At 34.8% G+C, this 25,740-nt stretch carries 15 protein-coding genes and 1 tRNA gene; 12 read left to right on the top strand and 4 right to left on the bottom strand.

The window, feature by feature from the left end:
* Positions 1-4: 4 nt before the first annotated feature.
* From AABD74_RS06820 to AABD74_RS06810, 3 genes are all read left to right on the top strand, one after another.
* Positions 5-80 (top strand) — tRNA-Phe (locus AABD74_RS06820).
* Between the two features lie 864 nt (positions 81-944).
* Positions 945-2,441: an MFS transporter gene (locus AABD74_RS06815; protein ID WP_406845060.1), complete on the top strand. Its 1,497-nt coding sequence runs from the start codon at positions 945-947 to the stop codon at positions 2,439-2,441.
* Between the two features lie 11 nt (positions 2,442-2,452).
* Complete coding sequence (locus AABD74_RS06810; protein ID WP_232677085.1) at positions 2,453-2,680, top strand: DUF6814 family protein; 228 nt, start codon at positions 2,453-2,455, stop codon at positions 2,678-2,680.
* 113 nt (positions 2,681-2,793) lie between these two features.
* On the opposite strand, the gene AABD74_RS06805 is transcribed toward AABD74_RS06810, so the two are convergent.
* The 4 genes from AABD74_RS06805 to AABD74_RS06790 form a co-directional block, all read right to left on the bottom strand.
* On the bottom strand, positions 2,794-5,667 hold the full coding sequence (locus AABD74_RS06805) for an alpha-amylase family glycosyl hydrolase (protein WP_406845059.1): 2,874 nt from the start codon (positions 5,665-5,667) through the stop codon (positions 2,794-2,796).
* Between the two features lie 72 nt (positions 5,668-5,739).
* Entirely contained in the window at positions 5,740-6,555 is an 816-nt protein-coding gene (locus AABD74_RS06800; protein ID WP_232677106.1) for a SusE domain-containing protein, read from the bottom strand.
* Positions 6,556-6,578: 23 nt separating this feature from the next.
* Positions 6,579-8,186: a RagB/SusD family nutrient uptake outer membrane protein gene (locus AABD74_RS06795; protein WP_406845058.1), complete on the bottom strand. Its 1,608-nt coding sequence runs from the start codon at positions 8,184-8,186 to the stop codon at positions 6,579-6,581.
* Between the two features lie 37 nt (positions 8,187-8,223).
* Positions 8,224-11,202: a TonB-dependent receptor gene (locus AABD74_RS06790; protein ID WP_232677129.1), complete on the bottom strand. Its 2,979-nt coding sequence runs from the start codon at positions 11,200-11,202 to the stop codon at positions 8,224-8,226.
* A gap of 235 nt (positions 11,203-11,437) precedes the next feature.
* Here AABD74_RS06790 and AABD74_RS06785 point away from each other — a divergent pair, with 235 nt between their 5' ends.
* From AABD74_RS06785 to AABD74_RS06745, 9 genes are all read left to right on the top strand, one after another.
* Positions 11,438-12,469 (top strand): LacI family DNA-binding transcriptional regulator, encoded by a 1,032-nt coding sequence (locus tag AABD74_RS06785; protein ID WP_232677132.1) that lies wholly within the window; start codon positions 11,438-11,440, stop codon positions 12,467-12,469.
* A gap of 175 nt (positions 12,470-12,644) precedes the next feature.
* Complete coding sequence (locus tag AABD74_RS06780) at positions 12,645-14,000, top strand: MFS transporter (protein ID WP_111379555.1); 1,356 nt, start codon at positions 12,645-12,647, stop codon at positions 13,998-14,000.
* A gap of 18 nt (positions 14,001-14,018) precedes the next feature.
* Positions 14,019-14,672 (top strand): beta-phosphoglucomutase, encoded by a 654-nt coding sequence (pgmB, locus tag AABD74_RS06775; protein ID WP_160780788.1) that lies wholly within the window; start codon positions 14,019-14,021, stop codon positions 14,670-14,672.
* 138 nt (positions 14,673-14,810) lie between these two features.
* Entirely contained in the window at positions 14,811-17,114 is a 2,304-nt protein-coding gene (locus AABD74_RS06770; RefSeq protein WP_406845057.1) for a glycoside hydrolase family 65 protein, read from the top strand.
* 219 nt (positions 17,115-17,333) lie between these two features.
* Positions 17,334-19,448, top strand: a complete 2,115-nt coding sequence (locus AABD74_RS06765) for a glycoside hydrolase family 97 protein (RefSeq protein ID WP_406845056.1) — start codon at positions 17,334-17,336, stop codon at positions 19,446-19,448.
* Between the two features lie 221 nt (positions 19,449-19,669).
* The gene (locus AABD74_RS06760) at positions 19,670-21,535 is read left to right on the top strand and encodes a glycoside hydrolase family 13 protein (protein WP_406845055.1); all 1,866 of its coding nucleotides are present in this window, start codon (positions 19,670-19,672) and stop codon (positions 21,533-21,535) included.
* Between the two features lie 199 nt (positions 21,536-21,734).
* Positions 21,735-23,396, top strand: coding sequence for an alpha-amylase family glycosyl hydrolase (locus AABD74_RS06755; RefSeq protein WP_406845054.1), 1,662 nt, complete (start codon positions 21,735-21,737; stop codon positions 23,394-23,396).
* A gap of 251 nt (positions 23,397-23,647) precedes the next feature.
* Positions 23,648-24,325 carry a glycerophosphodiester phosphodiesterase gene (locus tag AABD74_RS06750; protein ID WP_406845053.1) on the top strand — a complete coding sequence of 226 codons (678 nt, stop codon included), beginning with the start codon at positions 23,648-23,650 and terminating at the stop codon, positions 24,323-24,325.
* A gap of 200 nt (positions 24,326-24,525) precedes the next feature.
* Positions 24,526-25,734, top strand: coding sequence for an NAD(P)/FAD-dependent oxidoreductase (locus tag AABD74_RS06745; RefSeq protein ID WP_406845052.1), 1,209 nt, complete (start codon positions 24,526-24,528; stop codon positions 25,732-25,734).
* Positions 25,735-25,740: the final 6 nt, after the last annotated feature.

Here is a 25,740-nt window from a genome sequence, read left to right as displayed (position 1 = left end):
ACACGGTACCTTAGCTCAGATGGTAGAGCAATGGACTGAAAATCCATGTGTCCCTGGTTCGATCCCTGGAGGTACCACCAAAACCCGAATAGCAATATTCGGGTTTTTTGTTTTATATTTTAACCGCAAAGGTTCGCAAAAAAAAATTTTTACCAATGACTGGCAAGTTGTGGATCAATACAAAAACCTGTGGATTGATAAAATTTACGCATAAATATTAGTTAGCCTAAAAAGGAAAAATTCTATGTTTCTTCTTTAACAATAAAATAATAGCTGGCCCTTCTATTTTGAAAGACATTTTATCTAAAAGAAAATCATAATGTACCACTGGTTCTCCCGAAGCCTCGGGACTGGGGGTACCACCAAAGAGGCTGTATCAAAAATCGAGACAGCCTCTTTGGTGTTTTACATGTTTCCTTATTCTGTAGGAACATTTCATTGGTAGAAAAATTATATGTTATAATGGTTTACGTTCTGTAGAAACGTTTGATTTTGAGATTGTTTTTTAAGAATCTGACCTATCAAACGTTTCTACGGAACGCAAATGCAGCTGATCTTTATTTTTTTTCTACTATGAAACATTCCTATGGAATGATAAATCGGATATCAAAAAGTGATCAATTAAGTCACTAAAAACAAACAAAATAATTATAAAAGAGCTGTGTCGACTTTTGATACAACCTCTTTTGTTTTTATATTTTCCTGAAATTTAACAGCAAAGAGCGCTAGGATTTACGCAAAAGTTTGCGTTTTTTCTTTGTGTGCTTTGCGGTTACCTCCCTTTATCTTCTCTCTTTGTAAACTTTTAATTACCAAAAAAACAGAAAGTTAATAATTAAACATATTTTGTTAAAAAAGTACCAACTAAATAACAAAATATCTTTTATATTCGTGAAATCGTATTTTAATTTTTTATTTATTATCAAAAACACAGAACGTTTTTTATGGGTAAAACTTCTACTAAAGGCATTTGGAAAGTAATTTCAGCCTCTTCTATGGGAACTATGATTGAATGGTATGATTTCTATATTTTTGGAAGTTTGGCCGTTGTGATTTCAACTAAATTCTTTCCGAGTGATAATCCAACAGCAGCATTTTTATCTACATTAGCCACATTTGCCGCTGGATTTGTTGTTAGACCTTTTGGCGCTTTATTTTTTGGACGATTGGGAGATATTATCGGCCGAAAATACACCTTCATGGCTACTTTATTATTAATGGGAGGTTCTACTTTTTTAATAGGCTGTATTCCAAGTTATGAAACCATTGGTTTTCTTGCACCTTTATTAGTTTTGATTTTACGTTTATTGCAAGGTTTGGCACTTGGCGGAGAATATGGCGGCGCGGCTACTTATGTTGCCGAACATGCTCCGGTTGGCCAAAAAGGATATTGGACTTCCTGGATTCAGACCACTGCAACTGTTGGTTTATTTATTTCTTTAATGGTAATTCTGGCTACTAAAAATATACTTTCAAGCGAGGCTTTTGATTCCTGGGGATGGCGTGTTCCTTTTTGGGTTTCTATTGTTATGGTTGGGATTTCTTATTTGATTCGGAAAAATATGGATGAATCGCCTGTTTTTGCAAAAGCAAAAAAGGAAGGAACTACAAGTACAAATCCGCTAAAGGAAAGTTTTGGAAACAGATATAATCTGAAATTTGTTTTGCTGGCTCTATTTGGTGCCACAATGGGACAAGGTGTTGTTTGGTACACCGGGCAGTTCTATGCCATGAGTTTTATGAAAACTGTAATGAATATTGAGTCTTCTCAAGTTGACAGTTTACTCGGAATTGCATTGTTATTAGGCACTCCTTTTTTTATTGTTTTTGGGTGGCTGAGTGATAAAGTGGGCCGAAAATATATTATGATGTCTGGAATGCTGCTCGCTATTTTGTTTTACAGGCCTATATATAAGATGATGTACAACACAACTGATGTTAATTACAAAACCGAAATCGTAGAAAAAAGAACTCAAAATGTTGAAACAGCAAAAAACAATGATGCAGTTACCTCAGTTTCAAAAATCTATACTGATGGAACTAAGTATATAGAAAAGAAGACAGATTTTGCTAATAAAAAGAAATCTCAAAGCAATATTATTATCAGCATCAATTCCAGTGATGAATGGACATTAATTTTTTTAGTCTTCATTCAGGTTATATTTGTTACAATGGTTTATGGGCCGATTGCTGCGTTTTTGGTTGAGATGTTTCCAACTAAAATCAGGTATACTTCGATGTCACTTCCTTATCATGTGGGAAATGGAATTTTTGGAGGTTTGCTGCCGGCGATTTCAACTTATTTTGTAACACATGCAAAAGCAGCCGGAAAAAGTGATTTTTATCTTGACGGCCTTTGGTATCCTATTATTATTGCTTCAGTCTGTTTTGTGATTGGAATGATTTACATAGACAACAAAAATAAAATTAATCATCTTTAACATTTAAGAACATGAACAAAATCAAACAAGTTTTAGGCGTTTTATGGGTTATTTTAGCAGTTGCAGCCGCTTATTTTTGCGTGTTTGAATTTGGCTTACCTAAATTATTATCAGACCAGCAAGATGATTTAGTCTTTGGTATTATTATTCTTTTTATTCTAACGCCTCTTATCGTTTTGGGCTTAGGCACTTTTGGTTATTTTGCCGTGATTGGAGAATACAACGATAAAAAGAAATAAACAAAAACAATAAATAACTAAACCAGAAAAGGGCTGTCTATTTTTCAATAGAACAGCCCTTTCTCATTACTAACCAAACCAAATTTTTAATCTTTTAGATATATTTCCAAGTTTTATTTTTTGATAAACTTCATTACCTGAACTTTGTTATTTTCATCTGAAGCTTTTACGATATAGAATCCTGTTTGTAATTCGCTTACGCCAAATTGAAAATCAGCATTACCATTTGAAGCAAAACTTTTTACTAATTGACCAGAAATTGAATAAACCTGAACTTTTGTAAAGGCCGTATTTAAAGTAAAGTAATTTGAAACCGGATTTGGGTATAAACTCACTGTATTTCCTTTTTCAAAATCTTCAATAGCAAGATTTGCCGTTTTATTACCATAAATTCTGTATTCTCCTGCTGGTAAATTTATCGCAGCATTTACGTCGGCAACATTTATTGTTGTATTGTCCATTAAATTGTACCATGTTCCTGTATACGGGAAGCCTGTTGCAACATTTTGTGCTGAAGTATCAAAATTGGCTAAGATCACAACATCTTTTAATTGTGTTGAAACTAAACTGGCATTTGTAATTTTAATGTTTACCGTCAATGAATTAGCATTTGTCATTGCTGCAGTTCCTAAAAAAACCGGCTCGACAGTTTTTAGCGTAATCATTTTTGCCCAATCGTTATAGATTTTATTACGATTTGAATCTCCTAACCAATTGTTTACCCATTGCGGCTGTGGTTTTGTATCTAATTTACAATCTCCAGATATTGTTCCTGAAGCATCATTTACAGTCCCATCATTACATGTATAAATAGATTTTTCCCATCCTAATTCGCCAAAATGCCAAATCATTTTTGGCCCCGGAACCAATAAAGAAACTGCTCCAATAGCAGACATTCTAGACAAAGCTGTATTTAATGTTTTTACATTGTATGAACCATTTGAAGCTCCGTACTGCACATTTTTATACATCAGTCTTTCTTCATCATGGCTTTCTGCATAACCCATTAAACGGTTTGCTGTAAAACCACGATTTGAACTTAACATTCTTGAAACATTGCTGTCAGAAGCGTATCCCATAGATAATTGATTGTACTGATCTGTCATTTTTCCCCACATCATAATACCTTTACTTGGTGTTTCTGCAATTCTATAATTAGCCCATTGCTGTTCTTCAGCATCAGTTCCTAAATGTTCAAAAATGGTATAATGTGTTGGATCTAAACTCCATGAATAATCAGCATATTTTTTCAGAATATCAACCCTATCCTGCTGATATCCGTTTGTACAAGATTCATCAGATGCTGTACAAGCTTGCGTAAATCCTTTCGTTAAATCCCAACGGAAACCATCAATTTTATATTCTTCAATCCATTGCTTAATAACACGATTAACATAATATTGCGTTTTAAGTGACTGATGATTAAAGTCTTCTCCAACACTATAACTGTGTTTTGCAGCCATATTAAAATAAGGATTTTCAGCTGTTGGAGATCCAAAACCATCTCCATCAGGATCATTCATCCACATTCTCACCATTGGGTTTCTTCCAAAAGCATGGTTTAACGCCACGTCAAGAATAACCGCGATTCCGTTTTGATGAAATACATCGATCAATTCTTTTAATTTATCTGATGATCCATAAAATTTATCCAAAGCCATGTGAAATGAAGTATTATACCCCCAGCTTTCATTGCCTTCAAATTCCATTACCGGCATTAACTCGACAGCATTTATTTTAAGGTTTTTAAAATAATCGATCTTATCTATTAAGCTTTGATAATTACGAGCCGCATCAAAATCACGAACTAAAACTTCATAAACTACTAATTTTTCTTTTTCTGGTTTTGTAAAATTTGCAACCTGCCAATTATACTGAGTTTGACCTGTTTTAAGAACCGTAACTTCAAATTGCTGTCCTGCAGGATAAGAAGGAATATTTGGGTAAGAGGCTGCAGGAATTCCCGGATCATCATAAGGAGACAAAACCAAAGTTGAATACGGATCGGCAGTTTTTACCATTGAAGGTGAATTTGCAAGCGGTGTAGCATCTACAACCCAATATTGATATGTATTATTTACACCAGAAATCAAGCCTGTTAATTCCAGCCAAAATTTCCCAGAAGTTGGATCTTTTTTCATGGCATACGCCGAAGTTGGCTGCCAGTTATTGAAACTTCCCGCTACATAAACAAAATCTTTTAAAGGTGCATCTAAAACCAAAGTTGCTTTTGAAGCATCTGCAGTATTATAATTAATTCCATCAACCAAACCTGCAGGCATCGCTGCAGAAACTGTATTAGGATCTACTACAACCGAAAACTTTTTTACAATCGTAACGGCTCCCTGAGTTACACTCAATTCATAGCTTTGATTATCGGCAATATTAGTATGAGAATACGAATAACTTGTAGTACTTGCATTTGTATTAATAACTGCTCCATTTGCTTTTAAAGAATAACTTGCATTTCCGTTTGTGTTTGTCGCTGTGATGTTAAAGTTAGATCCTGATGCAATAATTGCAGCACTATTCTCTACAGGAGAAGTTAGATTTACTTGAAAAGATCCAACTTCAACAACAATGTCCTGAGATTGTTTTGTACCAGATCCGTCTTTTGCTTTAATAAGAAATCCTATCCTTCCAATTCCGTTTCTATTAAAATATACCGAAGGTGTAAATGTTTTTGTGTAAGTATCTGTTCCTGCATTATAGGTAAATTTACTAGCTTCAGCCGAAACAGTCCAAGAGCCATTAGACGGTGAATCCATTTGACTTGCATCATTTACATCATAAGACCATGACCAAAGATACAATGCATTCCCCGTTACCCCCCAAGTACTTTCATTAATACTTGTACCATTAACTGTTATCGTAATTGGTGTAGTATCTTCAAAAGTTGATGGATTTATAGAGTAAGTGACTGTTTGCAATTGTGCGAAACCTGCCACTGACAATAAAAGAAATATTGATAGTAAAGTTTTTTTCATAATAATTCGGTTAGGTTAATTATTAAAAAAGGGCTATCTGGAGATAGCCCTTTTGTGTAACTACATTAAAAACTAGTCTAATGTTATAGTTTTTGCACCATTATCAATTGTTAAAACTCTTGGTCCTGTTGGTCCAGTATATTTAAAGTTACTGTCTCCATCTCCTGCATTTGCTAACTCTGGATCGATTGTAAATCCTAATCCTGAATAGTAAGTATAATTATGACTAGAATCCCAGTTACCATCGCTTGTAAAGTTATTTCCTAAGAATTCTCTAAATGCTTCTCCGCTTTTAAGAACGATAGTTACTTTATAAACATTTGTTGTACCAACTACTAATGGAAATTCAGTTTCAGCATCACCAGCCCATGTCCATCCTCCTGGAGTTGCAGCTCCAACTAACCAGTGGGAGCTAGCTAATGGTACGTGATAAGGAGTAGCTGTAATAGTATAAACATTAGAATATTGAGGAAGTCCAGAAGCACCTACAACAGCTTTAATACGAATATCAACTTTGTTTGCTTCTTTTTCAACAAATCCTCCGTTAACTAATGCTGAATTTAATTCAGATACCGTTAAAGCTACAAATCTTTCAGTTGTATTTGTAACAGTTACAGGTGCTGCAAAGCTTGTTCCTGCTTTTGCAACTTCTACTGTATAGTTTACAACTGTCGATGATCCGCTGTATGCTGCGTCATTCCACACAACTGTTGTTGCCACTTCATTTTCTGTTTCTTTAGAAAGTACAATAGTGAAATCAGATTTAGGTGTCAATAATACCGGCGCAGTCGCTGCTTCAATTACTGGTCTGTCTTCTACGTCATCTGCGTTACACGAAACTGCTAAAACACCGATGAAAGCGATTAAGATTTTATGTATATTTTTCATTTTTAATATTTTTATAAGGTTAGTTAGTATCCTGGATTTTGTTTTAAAGTTGGGTTTGCTTGTATGATTCTAGAAGGAATTGGCATTAAATCTCTATAAGATTCTGTAGCAATTCCATTTATAGAACCACCTTTCCATTGCCAGATTTTAGAGGCTCCAGTAAATTTACCAAAACGAATTAAATCTGTTCTTCTGTGGCATTCCCAGAATAATTCTCTTCCTCTTTCATCTAAAATAAAATCAAGAGTTAATTGAGATGCATTGATTGTTGCTGCATTTGCTCTGGTACGAAGTTGATTAATATACCCAACTGCAGTTCCTGTATTTGCAGATGCTGCTCCTCTAGCAGCTGCTTCTGCATACATCAAGTACACATCAGACAATCTGAACATTGGGAAATCAGTATCAGGAATATCATTTCTTTGTGCTGCAGATCCATCAGATTTTTTGTTGATGTATTTTGTCACAGCATAACCGTCTGTAAATGTTCCAACATTTTTAATGTCTTTAGATTGACCATTAGTGTAGAATGTTCCTCTTTTATCTCCAGTTGCCGTTTCATCAGGGAATAAATTCACAAACTCTCTACGAGTTCTGATTCCCTGCCATCCACCATCCATACCTCGAGAAGATGCATCCATACTTCCACCGATTGAAGCGTGAAGGATAAAACTCATTCCTCCTCCAGTTGCTCTGATAGCATTTCCATCGCTGATAACTGGGAAAATAAATTCAGACTGAGCACCATTCACATCATTATCAGCAGAGAATAAATAACTGTAAGGAACATTTGCAAATGTGTATCCTGAATTATTAATGATATCCGCACACACAGTACCTGCATCATTAAATTTGTCAACTCCAGTGTAAACTTTTGAATTTAAATAAAGCTGAGCTAATAAAAACTTAGCCGCTGTTTTATCAATTCTTCCGTATTCATTTGTTCTTGGAGCTGCCAGGCTATTATCTAAATCTTTTAATTCTGCTTCAACAAAAGCAAAAACTTCAGCTCTTGATTTTTGTACAGGATAAAAGAAACCAACTGGATCTGCTTCAGTTGTAATTGGTACATTTCCAAACAAATCCATTAAATTATAGTATGAAAACGCTCTTAAAAAACGTGCTTCAGCTCTAAATGCAGCAATGTCAGCTTTTAAATTAGCATCAACACCTCTTGCAGTTAGTTTTTCATCAGTAGTTTGTCTCAAAAATTCATTAGCAACACTAATTTCATAGAATGCTCTTGAATAAGTTCCTGCTAAAAATTCATTTGCCGGAGACCAGGTTTGAGAATTCAACGTAGGTAATGTTCCATCAGCCCAGGCAATAATAGCTTCATCTGTAGTGAACTCCTGTGTTACAAAAAGTAAACGTAAATAACTGCTGAAATCTCCTCCAATCCCAGAAATATCTGGCTGACCATCACCATCGTTACCTCCAACATACAAACCTGCATATAATTTTGCTAGAACTTGTTTATATGATGCCGGATCCTGAAAGAACTGCTCTGATAAAAATTCATCATCATCTCCCGGAGTAACATCCAAGTCGCTCGTACATGAAGTAAGCGTCATATTTAATCCTAAAACAAGTAGGAAAAAATAAGATATATATTTAAATGATATTTTCATTTTGTGTGTTTTTAAAATTTGTTTTTTCAATATTCTACTAGAAGCTTGCATTTACTCCAAACAAGAAAGTTCTAGCTCTTGGATACACATTGTTATCGATTCCGTTGAATCTTTCAGGATCTAAACCATTATATTTCGTAAGTACAAAAACATTTTGAACTCCCGCTGTAAATCTTAAAGAAGCAGCTTTGATTAATGATTTGTCGAAAGTATAACCAAGTGTAATATTATCTAATTTTATAAAAGAAGCATCTTTTATGTAGTAGTTAGATAAATAACGTTGTGTACCATTATCTTCATATCTAAAACCTGTGTTTAGATAATCTGCACTCACATTTGATAAATCTGTATCTCTTCTTAATGCAGCATCAGAATATCCTAAATTAGAACTTACGTTATCGAAAATATAATTTCCTAAACTTGCTCTCCAGTTCATTGTAAAATCAAACTTTTTGTAGTTTAAAGTAGAGAACAAACCAAATGTATAATCTGGAGCTGGTTTATGGAATCTGTAACGATCTGAAGCGTCAATTTTTCCATCACCATTTCTATCTACATAAGCACCTGCGATTGGTTTTTTATTGGCATCATATAATTGTTCGTATACCAAGAATGATCTAGGTGCATACCCTACAGAGTTTACCTGAATTTGATTTCCAGATCCTCCGGCAATATTGTCTCCTGTTAAATAACCTTGAAAACCAGGAACTGTAATACCTAAATCATCAATCTTTTGATCAATATATGTTGTATTAAAAGCTAAGTTCCAAGTTAAATTATCACTTTTAATAATATCAGATTGAATATTAAACTCAATACCTTTTGTTCTTACACTACCAATATTATAAGTACCCTGATTTCTGATATTAGCTCCATCAGGAACCACAACATCTGCTAATAAATCACTTGATTTTTTATCAAAATAGTTTACCGTTCCAGTAATTCTATCATTTAAAAATCCAAAATCAATACCAACATTCATCTCAGTTAACTCTTCCCATTTGATATTTTCATTATATCCTTCTGGTCTTGCAGTAGAATATACCTGACCACCAAAAATATACTGTGTATTAATAGTTCCAAGCGTTACTCTTTTTAAATAATCATATGAGGCATTAGCAACATCTTGCTGACCAGTTGATCCATAACCAAACCTTAACTTAAGACTTGATAATGTTGAATTGTCTTTTAAGAAAGCCTCTTCAGCAACATTCCATGCTAAAGCAACTCCACCAAAATCTCCCCATCTGTATTTTTCTGAAAAACGAGAACTTCCGTCTCTTCTATAATTCAGAGTTACTAAGTATCTACTATCATATCCTAAATTAACACGTCCAAAATAAGACTGTAAATTAATATCTGGACTAGTATTTACATCTTCATTAGGATTTGGCTGTCTTAACTCCCCAGACTGGTATCTTTCTCTTGAAAATAATTGGTAATTATAACCAGCCGTTGCATCAACTTTAAATTTTCCTAAATCTTTAGTATAATTAAAATAAGCATTCAAGTTTTTATTTTGAAGCATATCTGTGTATTTAGAGTAGTTCCCTAAATTCACATAATCAGGGCCATTAAATGGCTTTGGCTGATACCCTAAAATACTTTCTGTACTTACTGTAGTATTTCCGTTACTGTCAAATCTGTCGATACCAGCTTCAACAACAGCTCTTAAATCTTCGAAGAAATGGAATTTGTAGTCTAATCTAACATTTCCCCATTTTCTTGTTGAAGTAGCTCTTCTTTGATCCTGGTTTAATCTTGCAACAGGGTTTCTTGCTGGCAATAATGGTACATTTCCAGTAGGTTCTAACCATTCAAAATAGCCTCCATATCGAGAACCTGCTTCATAAACTGGCTGTGTTGGATCAAATCCGATTGCACTTCCAATAACTGCTCCTTCGTCCTGAAATTGGTTTTTACCAAAAGATAAATTTCCGTTAATGTCAATTTTTAAATGATTATCAAATAAAACAGGATTTAACGATATCGATGTCGTAGTTCTTTCAAAAGAAGTATTTCTTAAGATTCCAGGATTATCAACATTACCAACAGATAATCTAACAGGTAATTTATTAAATAAAGCACCACTTACAGAGATATTGTTGTTTGTTGTTAAAGCAGTATGGAAAATTTCGTCTTGCCAGTTTGTATTTGCTGTTCCAAGTAAAGATTTTTGAGCAGCTGAACCTTTTTCGTTAACTAACGCACGAAATTGATCAGCATCTAAAACATCAACCTGATTTGCAACTGTATTAATACCAACTTGAGAACTGAAATTAACTTTTACACCACCTTTTGAACCTTTTTTAGTCGTAATAACGATTACACCACTCGCTGCACGAGATCCATAAATTGCAGCAGCCGATGCATCTTTTAATACTGTAAAAGATTCAATATCGTTAGGATCAATAGTAGATAAAATACTTGTAGCTCCACTAGGTACATCATTACTTAAAGGAAGGCCGTCTAAAACGATTAAAGGCTCATTTGAAGCACTTAAGGAAGATCCTCCACGAATCCTGATATCAGCTTTTGCTCCAGGAGCTCCACCGCCTACTACGTTTACACCAGAGATACGACCACTAATTAAACTTTCTGGAGTTACGTTGATACCTTTGTTAAATTCTTTAGCAGAAATTTGAGATACTGACCCTGTTGCATCTTTTTTCTTAACAGTTCCATAACCTACCTGTACGACAACTTCTTTAAGTTGATTCGTATCTTCTTCTAAAGAAACGTTAAGAGTTTTTTGTCCGGTATAATCAATGGTTTGTGTTTTGTAGCCAATAAAAGAAACTACTATTTTATTTCCATTTTTAACATTTGACAGCTGGTAATTACCATCAAATCCGGTAGATGCACCGCTTGGGGCACCTTGTACATTAATATTTACTCCTGGTATTGGCTGACCTGTTGCTTTATCAACAACAGTCCCATTTAGAGTGTTTTGAGCTAACACAGTAAACGGCAACAATAGGAATAAAAATAACAACTTTTTGTAAATTGTTTTCATACTTTTTGTTTAAATTAGTTTGAGTTTGTGATTGTTAGTTAAGTTTTTAATTTTACTTCGAATTTCAAAATTAGGAATTTATTAACACGACCAACCACTCACGATTTTTATTGGTTTACGAAAACGTGGTAGTGTTGAAAACTTTCTATTTTTTGTAATCTTTTAAGTCAAAAATTGTCAATTATAAAAATTTCAGATACCTTTATTATTAATTAGATTTTTTTCAATTCACGCCATGAAACGCAAAATAACCTTAAAACAGATCGCAAAGGAACTCGATGTCTCTATTTCAACTGTCTCAAAATCACTTAGAAACAGCCTTGAAATCGGAGAAGAAACACGATTAAAAGTGCAGGCTTTTGCAAAGTTTTACAACTATAAACCAAACAATATTGCCCTTAGTTTAAAAAATCGAAAAACCAAAAGTATTGGCATTATTATTCCGGAAATTGTACATTATTTTTTCTCGACTGTCATTAATGGAGTTGAACAAGTGGCAAACGAATACGGATATAGCGTAGTTATCTGTGTATCAGACGATTCTTTTGATAAAGAAGTTCTAAATATGGAGATGTTGGCCAACGGAAGTATCGATGGTTTTATCATGTCCCTTTCTAAAGAAACACAATTTAAAGGCGACTTTCATCATATCACTGAAGTTATAAATCAAGGGATGCCTGTTGTAATGTTTGACCGCGTTACCAACGACATTTTATGTGATAAAGTAATTATTGATGATAAATCTGCAGCATACGAAGCTGTTCAGAGTTTAATTGACAATGGTCGCAAAAAGATTGCTTTGGTAACTACAGTTGATTATGTAAGCGTTGGAAAACTTAGAACTGATGGTTACGAAAAAGCCTTACTAGATAATGGACTGCCATTTAATGAGGATCTTATTATCAAAATTGAGGATGTAGATACCTGCGAAATTACAATCAGTCAGCTATTGCACGATCGTGCTTTTGATGCTGTTTTTGCTGTAAATGAGCTTTTTGCAGTAACTATTATCAAAACAGCTAATAAAATGGGATTAAAAGTTCCTGAAGATTTGGCCGTAATTGCATTTACCGATGGAATTATTTCAAAATACTCAACTCCAAGTATTACAACTGTAAGCCAAAACGGTGAAAAAATGGGGAATAAAGCCGCTAAAATGCTTATAGAAAGAATAGAAGCAGAAGAAGATGACGACGAAGAACACAATGAAAATTATATTACAGAAGTCATAGAAACTCATCTTATTAAAAGAGAATCTACTGACTAATTTTCTTAAAATCAATACTTTCTATAGCCATAAAAAATATTTATGACTTTTTTATTAGCATATATAAAAAAATAATTTATAATTTTACGCCCGTCAAGGCTTTTAGTTTTACTTCGAAAGGAACAAAGTTTTGATAAGCAAAGCGCTTATCGTATAATTTTCACAAATTACGATAATGGAAAAGCGTAAATTAAGTTTCTGGGAAATCTGGAACATGAGTTTCGGATTCTTAGGAATCCAAATGGGGTTTGCACTTCAGAATGCAAATGCCAGCAGAATTCTTCAAATTTTTGGTGCCGACGTACATGAACTTTCGTGGTTCTGGATTATTGCTCCTCTTATGGGATTAATAGTTCAGCCTATCATTGGTCATTACAGCGACAAAACCTGGGGAAGATTCGGCAGACGAAAACCTTTCTTTTTAGTAGGAGCTGTTTTAGCTTCGGTTGGATTAATTCTAATGCCGCAGGCTAACATTTTCATTTCTGTTTTACCAGCCTTATGGGTTGGAGCTGGAATGTTAATGATTATGGACGCTTCTTTCAACATTGCAATGGAACCTTTCCGTGCTCTTGTCGGAGACAATTTAAGAACAGACCAGCGTACTGCAGGATTTAGTATTCAAACTTCATTAATTGGTTTTGGAGCCGTAATTGGTTCTGCATTGCCATACATTCTTACGAAATATTTTGGCGTGCCAAACAGCACAGTTCCTGGAAGCGTTCCGTTAAATCTAACGTTGTCTTTTATTATCGGAGCGGCGGTTTTAATCGGCTCAATCTTGGTTACGCTATTCACAACAAAAGAATATTCGCCAGAAGAATTAGCAAAATTTGAAGATCCACAAAATGATGCAATTCCTGATTCTGAAGAAAAATCAAAAATCACAGACATCTTTACCGATTTTGCAAAAATGCCTGTTACAATGCGTCAGTTAAGCTGGGTGCAGTTTTTCTCTTGGTTCGGATTATTCGGAATGTGGGTTTTTACCACTCCGGCAATCGCACACCACATTTACGGTTTACCATTAGAAGATACGTCAAGCCAGCAATATCAAGACGCTGGTGACTGGGTCGGAATCCTATTTGGCGTTTACAACTTAGTTTCTGCCATTGTCGCTTTGTTTTTCTTGCCTTATATCGCTAAAAAAATCGGAAGAAAAGCGACACATTCACTTTCATTAATCATTGGAGGAATTGGATTAATTTCTATCTATTTCATGCCAAATGAAGACTGGGTTGTATTGCCAATGATTTTAATTGGTGTTGCTTGGGCAAGTATTTTGGCCATGCCTTATGCAATTCTTGCGGGTTCTATTACACCAAAAAAAATGGGAGTTTACATGGGAATCTTCAACTTCTTTGTTGTTATTCCTCAAATTGTAAATGCTCTAATTGGTGGTCCAATTGTAAAATACCTTTACAACGGAGACGCAATTTATGCCTTAGTTACTAGCGGAGTTAGTTTCTTAATCGCCGCAGCTTTAGTATCTAAAGTAAAAGACGTAGACGACTTTACTCAAAAATCATAATAAAGAATTTTCCACACAATGAGCAAAAAAGCATTCATATTCGATCTTGACGGAGTGATCGTTGATACCGCTAAATACCACTTTTTGGCTTGGCAGAAAATTGCCAAATCGTTAAATATCAATTTTACCCATGAAGATAACGAACTTCTAAAAGGTGTTAGCCGCGTTCGTTCGCTAGACATTATACTTGGGTTAGGCAATGTTCAGGCTACTCAAGAACAAAAAGATCAATGGTTAATTCAAAAAAATGAAGACTACTTATCTTATTTAGTTGACATGGATGAAAGTGAGGTTCTTCCAGGAGTTTTAAAAATTCTAAAACTATTAAAAGATAAAAATCAAGGAATTGCATTGGGTTCTGCCAGTAAAAATGCAAGACCAATTCTAGAAAAAACAGGCGTTCTGTCTTACTTCGATGTTATTGTTGACGGAAACGATGTCAGCAATGCAAAACCAGACCCTGAAGTTTTCTTAAAAGCGGCTCAATTATTAAACATTGATCCAAAAAATTCAATTGTATTTGAAGATTCTGTTGCTGGAATCCAGGCAGCAAACATCGCAGAAATGGTAAGTGTGGGAATTGGTGAGGAAACAATTTTACATGAAGCTGATCATATTTTTAAAGATTTTACCCAAATCGAAACAAGCTTTATTGAAGAGTTAATTGGATAATTAGAAAATGTGTCAATGAGATAATGTTGCTCATCGACAAATATTCTAATCAACAATTTCTCAAATGAATGTAAAAAGTTAATAAGAAACCAAGGCAATTATCTAATTACCAAATTGCCGAATTATCTAATTTAAAAGATGAACCAAGATTATATAAAACCAGACAATTGGTCTATTATTGAAGAAGGATTTGATGCAGAGAGAGTAAAATCTTCTGAGAGTCTTTTTAGTATCGGGAACGGCGCTATGGGACAGCGTGCGAATTTTGAAGAATCTTACTCTGCAGAAACTTTTCAGGGAAGTTACATCGCAGGAATTTACTATCCAGACAAAACAAAAGTGGGCTGGTGGAAAAACGGTTATCCGAAATATTTTGCCAAAGTACTTAACGCTCCAAACTGGATTGGAATTGATATAGAAATCAACGAGGAAAATCTTGATTTAAATACGTGTACCGAAGTTAGAAACTTCCGCAGAGAATTGAATATGAAAGAAGGATGGTACAATCGTTCTTTTGAAGCTGTTCTAAAAAACGGAACTGAAATCGCAGTTAACGTTCGTCGTTTTCTTTCATTAGATTTAGACGAAGCCGGAATTATCAAATACGATATTACACCTTTAAACAAAGATGCAAAAATCGTTTACAAACCTTACATCGATGCTGGTGTAACTAATGAAGATGCCAACTGGGAAGAAAAATTCTGGGAACCGCTTGAAGTTAAAAAAGGTACAAACGAAGCTTTTGTAACCGCTCAAACGTTTAAAACGCATTTTAAGGTTACAACTTTCATGCACAATACGATTTTGGCAAATGGAGAAAATATAAATGTTTCGCCATCGACAATCGATTCAACTGTAGATAAAGTTCAGTACACTTACGGAACTATAATTGCAAAAGGACAAACCTCAACAATTCAGAAAATTGGAGGTTACACGGTTTCTTTAAACCACGAAAATACTTTGACTGGAGCCGAAAAAGTAATCAAATCTGCTGTTGCTTTAGGTTACGAAACCTTGCTTCAAAACCAAATCGATGCTTGGGCAAAAATCTGGGAAATGTCGGATATTACAATTGAAGGCGATGTAAAAGCACAACAGGGAATTCGTTTCAACATCTTCCAATTGAACCAAACCTATTCAGGAAAAGATTCTCGTTTAAATATCGGACCAAAAGGTTTCACCGGAGAAAAATACGGCGGATCAACTTATTGGGACACTGAGGCCTATTGTATTCCGTTTTATATGGCTACAAAAGATCAGCAAGTTGCGAGAAACTTATTGACGTATCGTTACAATCAATTGGACAAAGCGATTGAAAATGCTAAAGATAATTTAGGTTTCAAAAACGGCGCAGCGTTGTATCCAATGGTGACCATGAACGGTGAAGAATGCCACAACGAATGGGAAATCACACATGAAGAAATCCACAGAAATGGTGCGATTGCTTTTGCGATTTACAACTATAACCGTTATACAGGAGATTACTCTTATATTCCAGAAAAAGGATTAGAAGTTTTAATCGGAATTGCGCGTTTCTGGCACCAAAGAGCTTCTTTCTCAAAAGATAAAAATCAGTATGTAATCCTTGGAGTTACAGGGCCAAACGAATACGAAAACAATATCAACAATAATTTCTATACCAATTATATTGCAAAATGGTGTATTGATTTTGCTGCTGAACAAATTGAAAAAGTGGCTTCAGAATATCCTGCAGATCATAAAAGAATTCTTGAAAAAGTAAATCTTTCTGTAGAAGAGATTAAAGAATGGAAAAAAGTAGCAGATGACATGTACTTCCCTATTTCTGAAGAACTTGGAATCTACTTACAGCAAGACGGATTCTTAGACAAAGATTTAGTTCCTGTAAAAGATTTAGATAAATCACAGCGCCCGATTAACCAAAAATGGTCTTGGGATCGCGTATTGCGTTCACCATACATCAAACAGGCTGACGTTTTACAAGGTTTTTATTTCTTCGAAGATCATTTTTCTAAAGAAGAATTAAAACGCAATTTCGAATTCTATGAGTCATTTACGGTTCATGAAAGTTCACTTTCTCCTTGCGTTCACTCGATACAGGCAGCAGCTTTAGATAAAATGGACATGGCATATACATTTTATTTAAGAACTTCTCGTCTGGATTTGGACGATTATAATAAAGAAGTGGAAGAAGGTTGTCATATCACGTCAATGGCCGGAACTTGGATGAGTATCGTGGAAGGCTTTGGAGGAATGCGTGTGAAAAATGACCAGCTTCATTTCTCTCCAAAAATTCCGAAAGAATGGAATGGTTATTCTTTTAAAATCAATTTCAGAAATCAAATTTTAAAAGTAGCTGTAAATCACAACGAAACAACTTTTACTGTAGACGGCGATCAAGATTTAACAATTATCGTAAATGGAAATCCTGTAATTGCAAGTAAATTTGTACAAATAAATTAATACAATAAATTCGGGATAATTTTAAAAAAATAAACACATAGAAACATAGATTTAGATTACTCAAAAAGGCGTTTCACTTATTTAAAATAAACATAGTGCGCTATGTGAAAGAAACAGTTTTCTCTTTATCTTCTTTTTTTATAAATAAATATCTATGTTTCTATGTGTTAAAATGATTACGCCCAAAACACATTACTACAAACTAAAAATCTAAAAAACATGAAAAACTTATTTTTCGCAAGTTTAATTTTGTTTGCGTTCAGCACTGTTGCAAAAGCGCAGCAATTAAAATCACCCGAAGGAAAGTTCGTAATGGAATTTTCTCTTCAAAACGACGGAACTCCAACGTACAATTTAAAATACAAAAACAAAGAAGTTGTAAAAACCAGTAAATTGGGTCTTGAGCTTAAAGATGATAAAAAATCTTTGTTGAACGACTTTACAATTGCTGATACAAAAACTTCCACTTTTGATGAAACTTGGAAACCAGTTTGGGGAGAAGTAGATCACATCAGAAATCATTATAATGAATTGGCTGTAACTTTAAACCAAAAAGGAACAGACAGACAGATCGTAATTCGTTTCCGTTTATTTGATGACGGTTTAGGATTCAGATACGAGTTTCCAGCACAAAAAAATCTTACTTATTTTGTAATCAAAGAAGAAAGATCTCAATTTGCAATGACTGGAGATCATACTGCTTTCTGGATTCCGGGAGATTATGACACACAGGAATACGATTATACAAAATCAAAATTATCTGAAATTAGAGGTTTATCTCAAAAAGCATATACGGCAAACGTTTCTCAAAAATCTTTTTCGCCAACAGGAGTTCAGACTTCTTTAATGTTGAAAACGAATGAAGGAATCTACATCAACTTACACGAAGCGGCTTTGATCGACTATTCTTGTATGCACTTGAATTTAGACGATAAAAACTTAGTTTTCGAATCTTGGTTAACACCAGATGCAAAAGGAGACAAAGGTCACATGCAGGCGCCAAATCATTCGCCTTGGAGAACGATTATCGTGAGCGATGATGCTAGAGAAATCTTAGCTTCAAAAATGACTTACAACTTAAACGATCCATCAAAAATTGACAATACTTCTTGGATTAAACCTGTAAAATACGTTGGTGTTTGGTGGGAAATGATTACAGGAAAAAGCTCTTGGTCTTACACAAATGATTATCCAACAGTTCAATTGGGGGTTACAGATTTCGCGAAAGCAAAACCAAACGGAACGCATGGTGCAAACAATGCTAACGTAAAAAAATACATTGATTTCGCTGCTGCAAATGGTTTCGACGCTGTTTTAGTTGAAGGTTGGAACGAAGGCTGGGAAGACTGGTTTGGACATTCTAAAGATTATGTTTTTGATTTCTTAACTCCTTACCCGGATTTCGACGTAAAAGGTTTGCACGAATACGCAAAATCGAAAGGTGTAAAAATCATCATGCACCACGAAACTTCAGGATCTGTTCGTAACTACGAGCGCCACATGGATGCTGCTTACAAGTTCATGAATGATAACGGATACGATGCTGTAAAAAGCGGTTACGTAGGTGATATCTTGCCAAGAGGTGAAAACCATTACAGCCAATGGATTGTAAACCATTACCAATATGCAATCGAAAAAGCAGCAGATTATAAAATTATGGTGAATGCTCACGAAGCAGTTCGCCCAACAGGAATTGCAAGAACGTATCCTAACTTAATTGGAAACGAAGCAGCAAGAGGAACAGAATACCAAGCTTTTGGAGGTTCTAAATCAAATCACGTAACGGTTTTACCATTTACACGTTTAATCGGTGGTCCAATGGATTATACTCCGGGAATCTTCGAAATGGATATCAGTAAAATGAATCCTGACAACAAATCGCATGTAAACAGTACAATTGCAAATCAATTGGCATTATATATAACAATGTACAGTCCGTTGCAAATGGCAGCTGATACTCCAGAAAACTACAACCGTTTTCCAGATGCATTCCAATTCATTAAAGATGTGGCTGTAGACTGGTCTGAAAGCAAATATATTGAAGCTGAACCAGGAGATTTCATTACAGTTGCTCGTAAAGCAAAAGGAACAAACAACTGGTTCGTTGGAAACGTAAACGGAGAAACTCCACGTACTTCAAACATCGATTTCAGCTTCCTTGAAAAAGGTAAAAAATACACTGCAACAATTTATGCTGATGCAAAAGATGCGCATTACAAAACTAATCCGCAAGCTTATACAATCAAGAAAATTGTTGTAACAAACAAATCAAAATTATCTCAGTTTTCTGCTCCGGGAGGAGGTTATGCGATAAGCATTATTGAAACAAAGTAATTTTTTTAAAGACAAGTAATTTCCCCCATAGATTACTTGTCTTTTTTTTAAATTTCAAAAAGCTTATCCTAACAGGTTTTTAAAACCTGTTAGGTATATTATATGAAGGCAACAGTCCTGCAAGGTTTCCAAAACCTTGTAGGTTTTTTATAACTTCTCTTCTACTCATTGATACCTACAAGGTTTTAAAAACCTTGCAGGAAATCGAAAAAATACAAACTATGAAAAACCAAAAAACATCACTTATCTATAAACTAATCCTGTTGTTTATTTTGTTGTTTTCCGCTTCCGCGAAAGCGCAAATCCAAAAAGTAGAACCACCGTTTTGGTACGCAGGAATGAAAAATTCGGAACTGCAGATTATGTTCTACGGAAAAAATATTACACAATACGAAGCTTCTGTATCTAATAATGTTGTGATTAAAAATGTAGAAAAAACAGAAAATCCAAACTACCTTTTCGTAACTATTGATACAAAAGATGTAAAAGCTTCTGAATTGATTTTCTCTTTTAAAAACAATAATAAAGTTGCCTTTAAACAAAAATATGTTCTTAAAGAAAGAAGAGCCAATTCTGCGGACAGAAAGAGTTACGATGCCTCTGATTTAATTTACCTAATCATGCCAGATCGTTTTGCTAACGGAAATCCGAAAAACGACAGCGATGTTTCTTTAACTGAAAAAGGAAACCGTCAAGATCCAAGCGGACGTCACGGCGGAGATATCGAAGGAATCATCAAAAACCTAGATTATATTTCGTCACTTGGTGCAACTACAATTTGGAGCACGCCTTTATGCGAAGACAATGACAAACAGCATTCGTATCATACTTACGGGCAATCTGATGTTTATAAAATTGATCCGCGTTATGGAACAAACGAAGATTATGCTCGTTTATCGGCAGAAATGCATAAAAAGAACATGAAACTGGTTATGGATTATGTAACCAATCACTGGGGAATTACACACTGGATGATGAAGGATATTCCAACCAAAACATGGTTCAATCAATTCGAAACTTTTACACAAACACATCACCGTCGTGAAGTAATTACAGATATTCACGCCTCAAAAATAGATCAGGAAGTTTGTGTTGATGGATGGTTTGTGCCTTCGATGCCAGATTTGAATTTAAGAAATCCTTTAGTTGCAAAATACTTAACTCAAAACGCAATCTGGTGGATTGAATTCGCTAATCTTGACGGATTCAGAGTAGACACTTATAACTATTCGGATAAAACCGCCATGGCAAATTGGGCAAAATCTATTACAGATGAGTATCCAAACTTTAATATTGTGGGCGAAATCTGGATGCACAATCAGGCAAATTTAGCTTTTTGGCAAAAAGACAGTAAAATTGGTGCGATCGAAAATTACAATTCAAACCTTCCAAGTGTAATGGATTTTACGCTTCAAAGCCAAATTACTTCTGCTTTCAACGAAAATGAGCCAAGCTGGGACAATGGACTTATTAAATTCTACAACAATTTTGCCATGGATTTTTTATATCCAAATACCAATAATATTTTGGTTTTTTCTGAAAATCATGACACAGATCGTATGAACGAAAAGTTCAAATATGATTTGCCAAAATATAAACTGGCTATGACTTTATTGGCTACAGTTCGCGGAATTCCACAAATTTACTACGGTTCAGAAATAGGAATGGGTGGTGATAAAGGCAAAGGCGGAGATGCCGATATTCGTCAGGATTTCCCAGGCGGATGGGCTGGCGACAAAAACAATGCGTTTACAAAAGAAGGAAGAACTGCAGAACAAACGGCTTACTTTGATTTCAGTGCAAAATTATTCAACTGGAGAAAAACAAACGAAGCGGTTCATTTCGGAAAAATGACGCATTACATTCCTGAGAACAACACTTATGTATATTTTAGATATACAGATGCTAAAACGGTTATGGTAGTTTTCAATAACAATGCAAAAGAACAGGTTGTAAAAACAAATCGTTTCAAAGAAAATATCAAAAACTACAAGTCAGGAAAAGATGTTATTTCAGGAAAAACATTCGACTTAACTTCTGAAATTACTTTAGAACCAAAATCAGCTTTGGTTTTAGAATTGGAATAAAGCTTAACCGCGAAGTTCGCAGGATCTTTTTGCCACAGATTTGTTTGCCACGAATTTCACTAATTTTCACAAATTTAAATATGATAAATTAATTCGTGGAGATTCGTGTAATTCGTGGCAAAAGAAAAAAATCATTTTAATCTGTGTAATCTGTGGCTATTTTTTTCAACATGATGTTTATCTAAAAAACTCTTAAATAATGAAAAAATACACTTCCCTTTTTTTATCTTTAGTATACTTAACAATGAGTTGTTCTGGCTCAAAATCAGTTACAATGAATAATACTTCGAAAACACCTTTCGTTTGGGAAGGAGCAAATGTTTATTTTTTACTTACAGATCGTTTTTACAATGGAGATCCTTCAAACGACATCAATTTTAACCGAACCAAAACTCCCGGAAAACTCCGCGGATTTGAAGGCGGGGACATCATCGGAATCACTAAAAAAATAGAATCGGGGTATTTTGAAAAATTAGGAATCAATGCCATTTGGCTTACGCCGATTGTAGAACAGATTCACGATGGCGTTGACGAAGGAACTGGATTGAGTTATGGCTTTCATGGCTATTGGGCAAAAGACTGGACAGCTCTTGATCCGAACTTCGGAACAAAAGAAGACTTAGCAAATCTGGTAAAAAAAGCACACGAAAGAGGTATCAGAATAGTTCTTGACGGAGTTATCAATCACACTGGGCCAGTAACTCCAGAAGATCCAGTTTGGCCTTCTGACTGGGTTAGAACTGGTGTTGTCTGCGATTATAAATCTTTCGAAAATACAACCATGTGTACTTTGGTTGACAATCTTCCGGATGTTAGAACTGAAAGTAATCAAGAAGTAGCGCTCCCTCCTTTTTTAGCTGAAAAATGGAAAAAAGAAGGACGTTATGAAAAAGAAATTGCTTCGTTAGACGAATTTTTTAAAAGAACAGGTTACCCAAGAACTCCGAAATATTACATCATAAAATGGCTTACCGATTATATTTTAGAATTCGGAATTGATGGCTACAGAGGTGACACCGTAAAACATACCGACGAAAAGGTTTGGGCCGATTTCAAAAAAGAATGTGATTACGCTTTTGAAACTTGGAAAAAACATCATCCGTTGGAAGTTTTAGATCAAAACCCATTTTATACCATTGCCGAAGTTTATGGTTACGGAATAAGCGGCGGACAGGATTATGATTTTGGAGACCGAAAAGTAAATTATTTCCAAAATGGATTTAACAGCATGATCAATTTTGAATTTAAATGGAATGTCGCTCAAAACGATTATGAAGGTTTATTTTCTAAATATTCAAACGCTTTAAACAATGATTTAAAAGGATATTCTGTCCTTAATTATATGTCTTCTCATGACGATGGACAGCCTTTTGATGCCAATAGAACCAAAAGCATTGAAACCGCCAATAAATTACTGCTTTCTCCAGGAATGTCGCAGGTTTATTACGGAGATGAATCGGCTAGATCTTTAGTTATTGAAGGCACTCAGGGCGACGCAACCTTACGTTCTAATATGAATTGGGAAGATATTCAAAACAATTCTGAAACACAAAAAACACTTTTACACTGGCAGAAATTAGGTCAGTTTAGACGAAATCATCCTGCTGTTGGAGCTGGTATTCATAAATTAATTAATCCGTATCCTTATACTTTTTCCAGAACATTTACAAAAGGTTCTTTTACAGATAAAGTAGTTATGGGAGTAGATTTACCAAAAGGAAGAAAAGAACTTCCTGTTGGCGACGTCTTCCCAAACGGAACAAAACTAAAAGATACTTATTCAAATCAAGAAGTTGAAGTTGTTGATGGAAAAGTGGTTATTGACAATGATTTTGATATTGTTTTACTGGAACTGATTTAACCACAAAGATTTTTTTTAGCCACAGATTATAAAGATTAACACAGATTTGTTTGCCACGAATTACACCAATTTTCACGAATTAATTTATTCTATTTGAATTTGTGAAAATTGGTGTAATTCGTGGCTAAAGAAAAAATCCTTTTAATCTTTATAATCTGTGGCTAATATTTTTTTTTATAATATTTGCTCCCGATAGCTATCGGGATTGCGTAAAACTTTGCGACCTTTGCGGTTAGAAAAAACACTGCAAAATGCTAAAAATTGCACATCGAGGCGCCAAAGCCTACGAACCTGAAAATACTTTACAAGCTTTTCAAAAAGCCTTAGACTTAAATTCAGACGGAATTGAACTCGACGTTCACCTGAGTTTGGACGGACATATAATCGTAATTCATGATGAAACCATCGACAGAACTACTAATGGAAAAGGTCTTATAAATGATTTTACTTTAGCAGAATTAAAGTCATTTTTAATTGACGAAAAATACCAAATCCCAACTTTAAACGAGGTTTTTGATCTGGTTGACAAAAAATGTCTCATCAATATCGAATTAAAAGGTTTAGGAACTGCAAATAAAGTTGTCTCGTTAATTGAAGAATATATTTCTGAAAAGGGCTGGAAATACGAGCATTTCATCATTTCAAGTTTCGATTGGAATATGTTGGAGGAAACATCAAGCCTAAATCCAAATATCCCGATTGGTGTTCTAACAGAAGAAGATATAAATATAGCTTTGGCTTTCGCCAAAAAAATAAAAGCAAAAGCCATTCATCCAGATTTTCAATTATTGAATAAAGAGAACGTCCATCAAATGCAAGAAAAAGGATTTCTTGTTTTACCCTGGACGGTAAACTCAGAAGAAGAAATTCAGAAAGTAAAGAGTCATAATGTAGATGGAATTATCTCTGATAATCCAGACAAAATATAAAGTTTAAAATTTTCAGCCACAGATTATTAGGATTAAAAGGATTTTTCTTTCGCCACGAATTTCACTAATTTTCACGAATCAATTTATCCATGCTTAAATCTGTGTAAATCATTTTAATCTGTGGCAGAAAAATTAGTGCCAATTCGTGGAATTGCTACGCCAGTTCGCTATCGCTCGAGTCGTGGCAAAAAGATAAAAATATGATCAAAAATTTCGACATAATCATCGTTGGCGGAGGCGCTGCAGGTTTTTTTACTGCAATTAATATTGCGGAGAAAAATCCAAAACTGAAAATCGCCATTTTAGAAAGAGGAAAAGAAGTACTTTCTAAAGTCCGCGTTTCCGGAGGCGGACGATGCAATGTCACGCACGCTTGTTTTGAACCTAACGAACTGGTAAAATTTTATCCTCGCGGTGAAAAAGAACTTCGAGGCCCTTTTCATCAATTTTGTTCGGGCGATACTATCGAATGGTTTGAAAAACATGGAGTAGAATTAAAAATTGAAGAAGACGGAAGAATGTTTCCTGTTTCTAATTCATCGCAAACTATTATCGATTGTTTCTTAAAAGCAACCGAAAAATTAGGCATAAAAGTATTGACAGGACAAAGTGTACAATCCATTTTCAAAAAAGAAAATCACTGGAAAATTGATACACAAAGCGACAATTTCGCTGCCGAAAAATTAGTAATGGCAACAGGAAGTAATCCTAAAATCTGGGAAATGCTTCAGGAACACGGACACGCAATTGTAAGCCCTGTTCCTTCCCTATTTACTTTCAACATCAAAGATTCCAGAATTAAAGAATTACCAGGTGTTGCCGCGCAAGTTACGGTTAATGTAAAAGACACTAAACTAGAATCGACAGGACCTTTACTAATAACGCACTGGGGAATGAGCGGACCAGCGATCTTAAAACTTTCAGCTTGGGGCGCACGTATTCTGCACGACAAAAATTATCAGTTTACCATTTTTGTGAATTGGTTAAATGATGTTGATTTTGAAGACGCCGAAAAAATCCTAAAAGATTTAAAACAAGAACACGCTAAAAAAGCAGTTTCCAAAAAATCTCCTTTCGATTTTCCGAATCGTTTATGGGAGAGTTTAGTTTTAGCTTCTGGAATTGATTCGGAAACAAAATGGGCAGATCTATCTAAAAATCAATTGCAGAACCTAACTTCACAACTCACAAAAGCCGAATTTAAAGTCAACGGAAAAAGCACTTTTAAAGAGGAATTTGTAACAGCTGGCGGAATCGATTTGAAGGAAATCAACTTTAAAACAATGGAAAGCAAAATACACGAGAACCTTTATTTTGCTGGTGAAATTGTCAATATTGATGCCATAACAGGAGGATTTAATTTTCAGAATGCCTGGACAAGCGGGTTTATTCTGGCTCAAAATATTTAATACAAA

The organism is Flavobacterium soyae, assembly GCF_045348165.1.
GTDB classification, from domain to species: Bacteria; Bacteroidota; Bacteroidia; order Flavobacteriales; family Flavobacteriaceae; genus Flavobacterium; species Flavobacterium soyae.
This window is presented reverse-complemented; position numbering and strand designations above follow the sequence as displayed.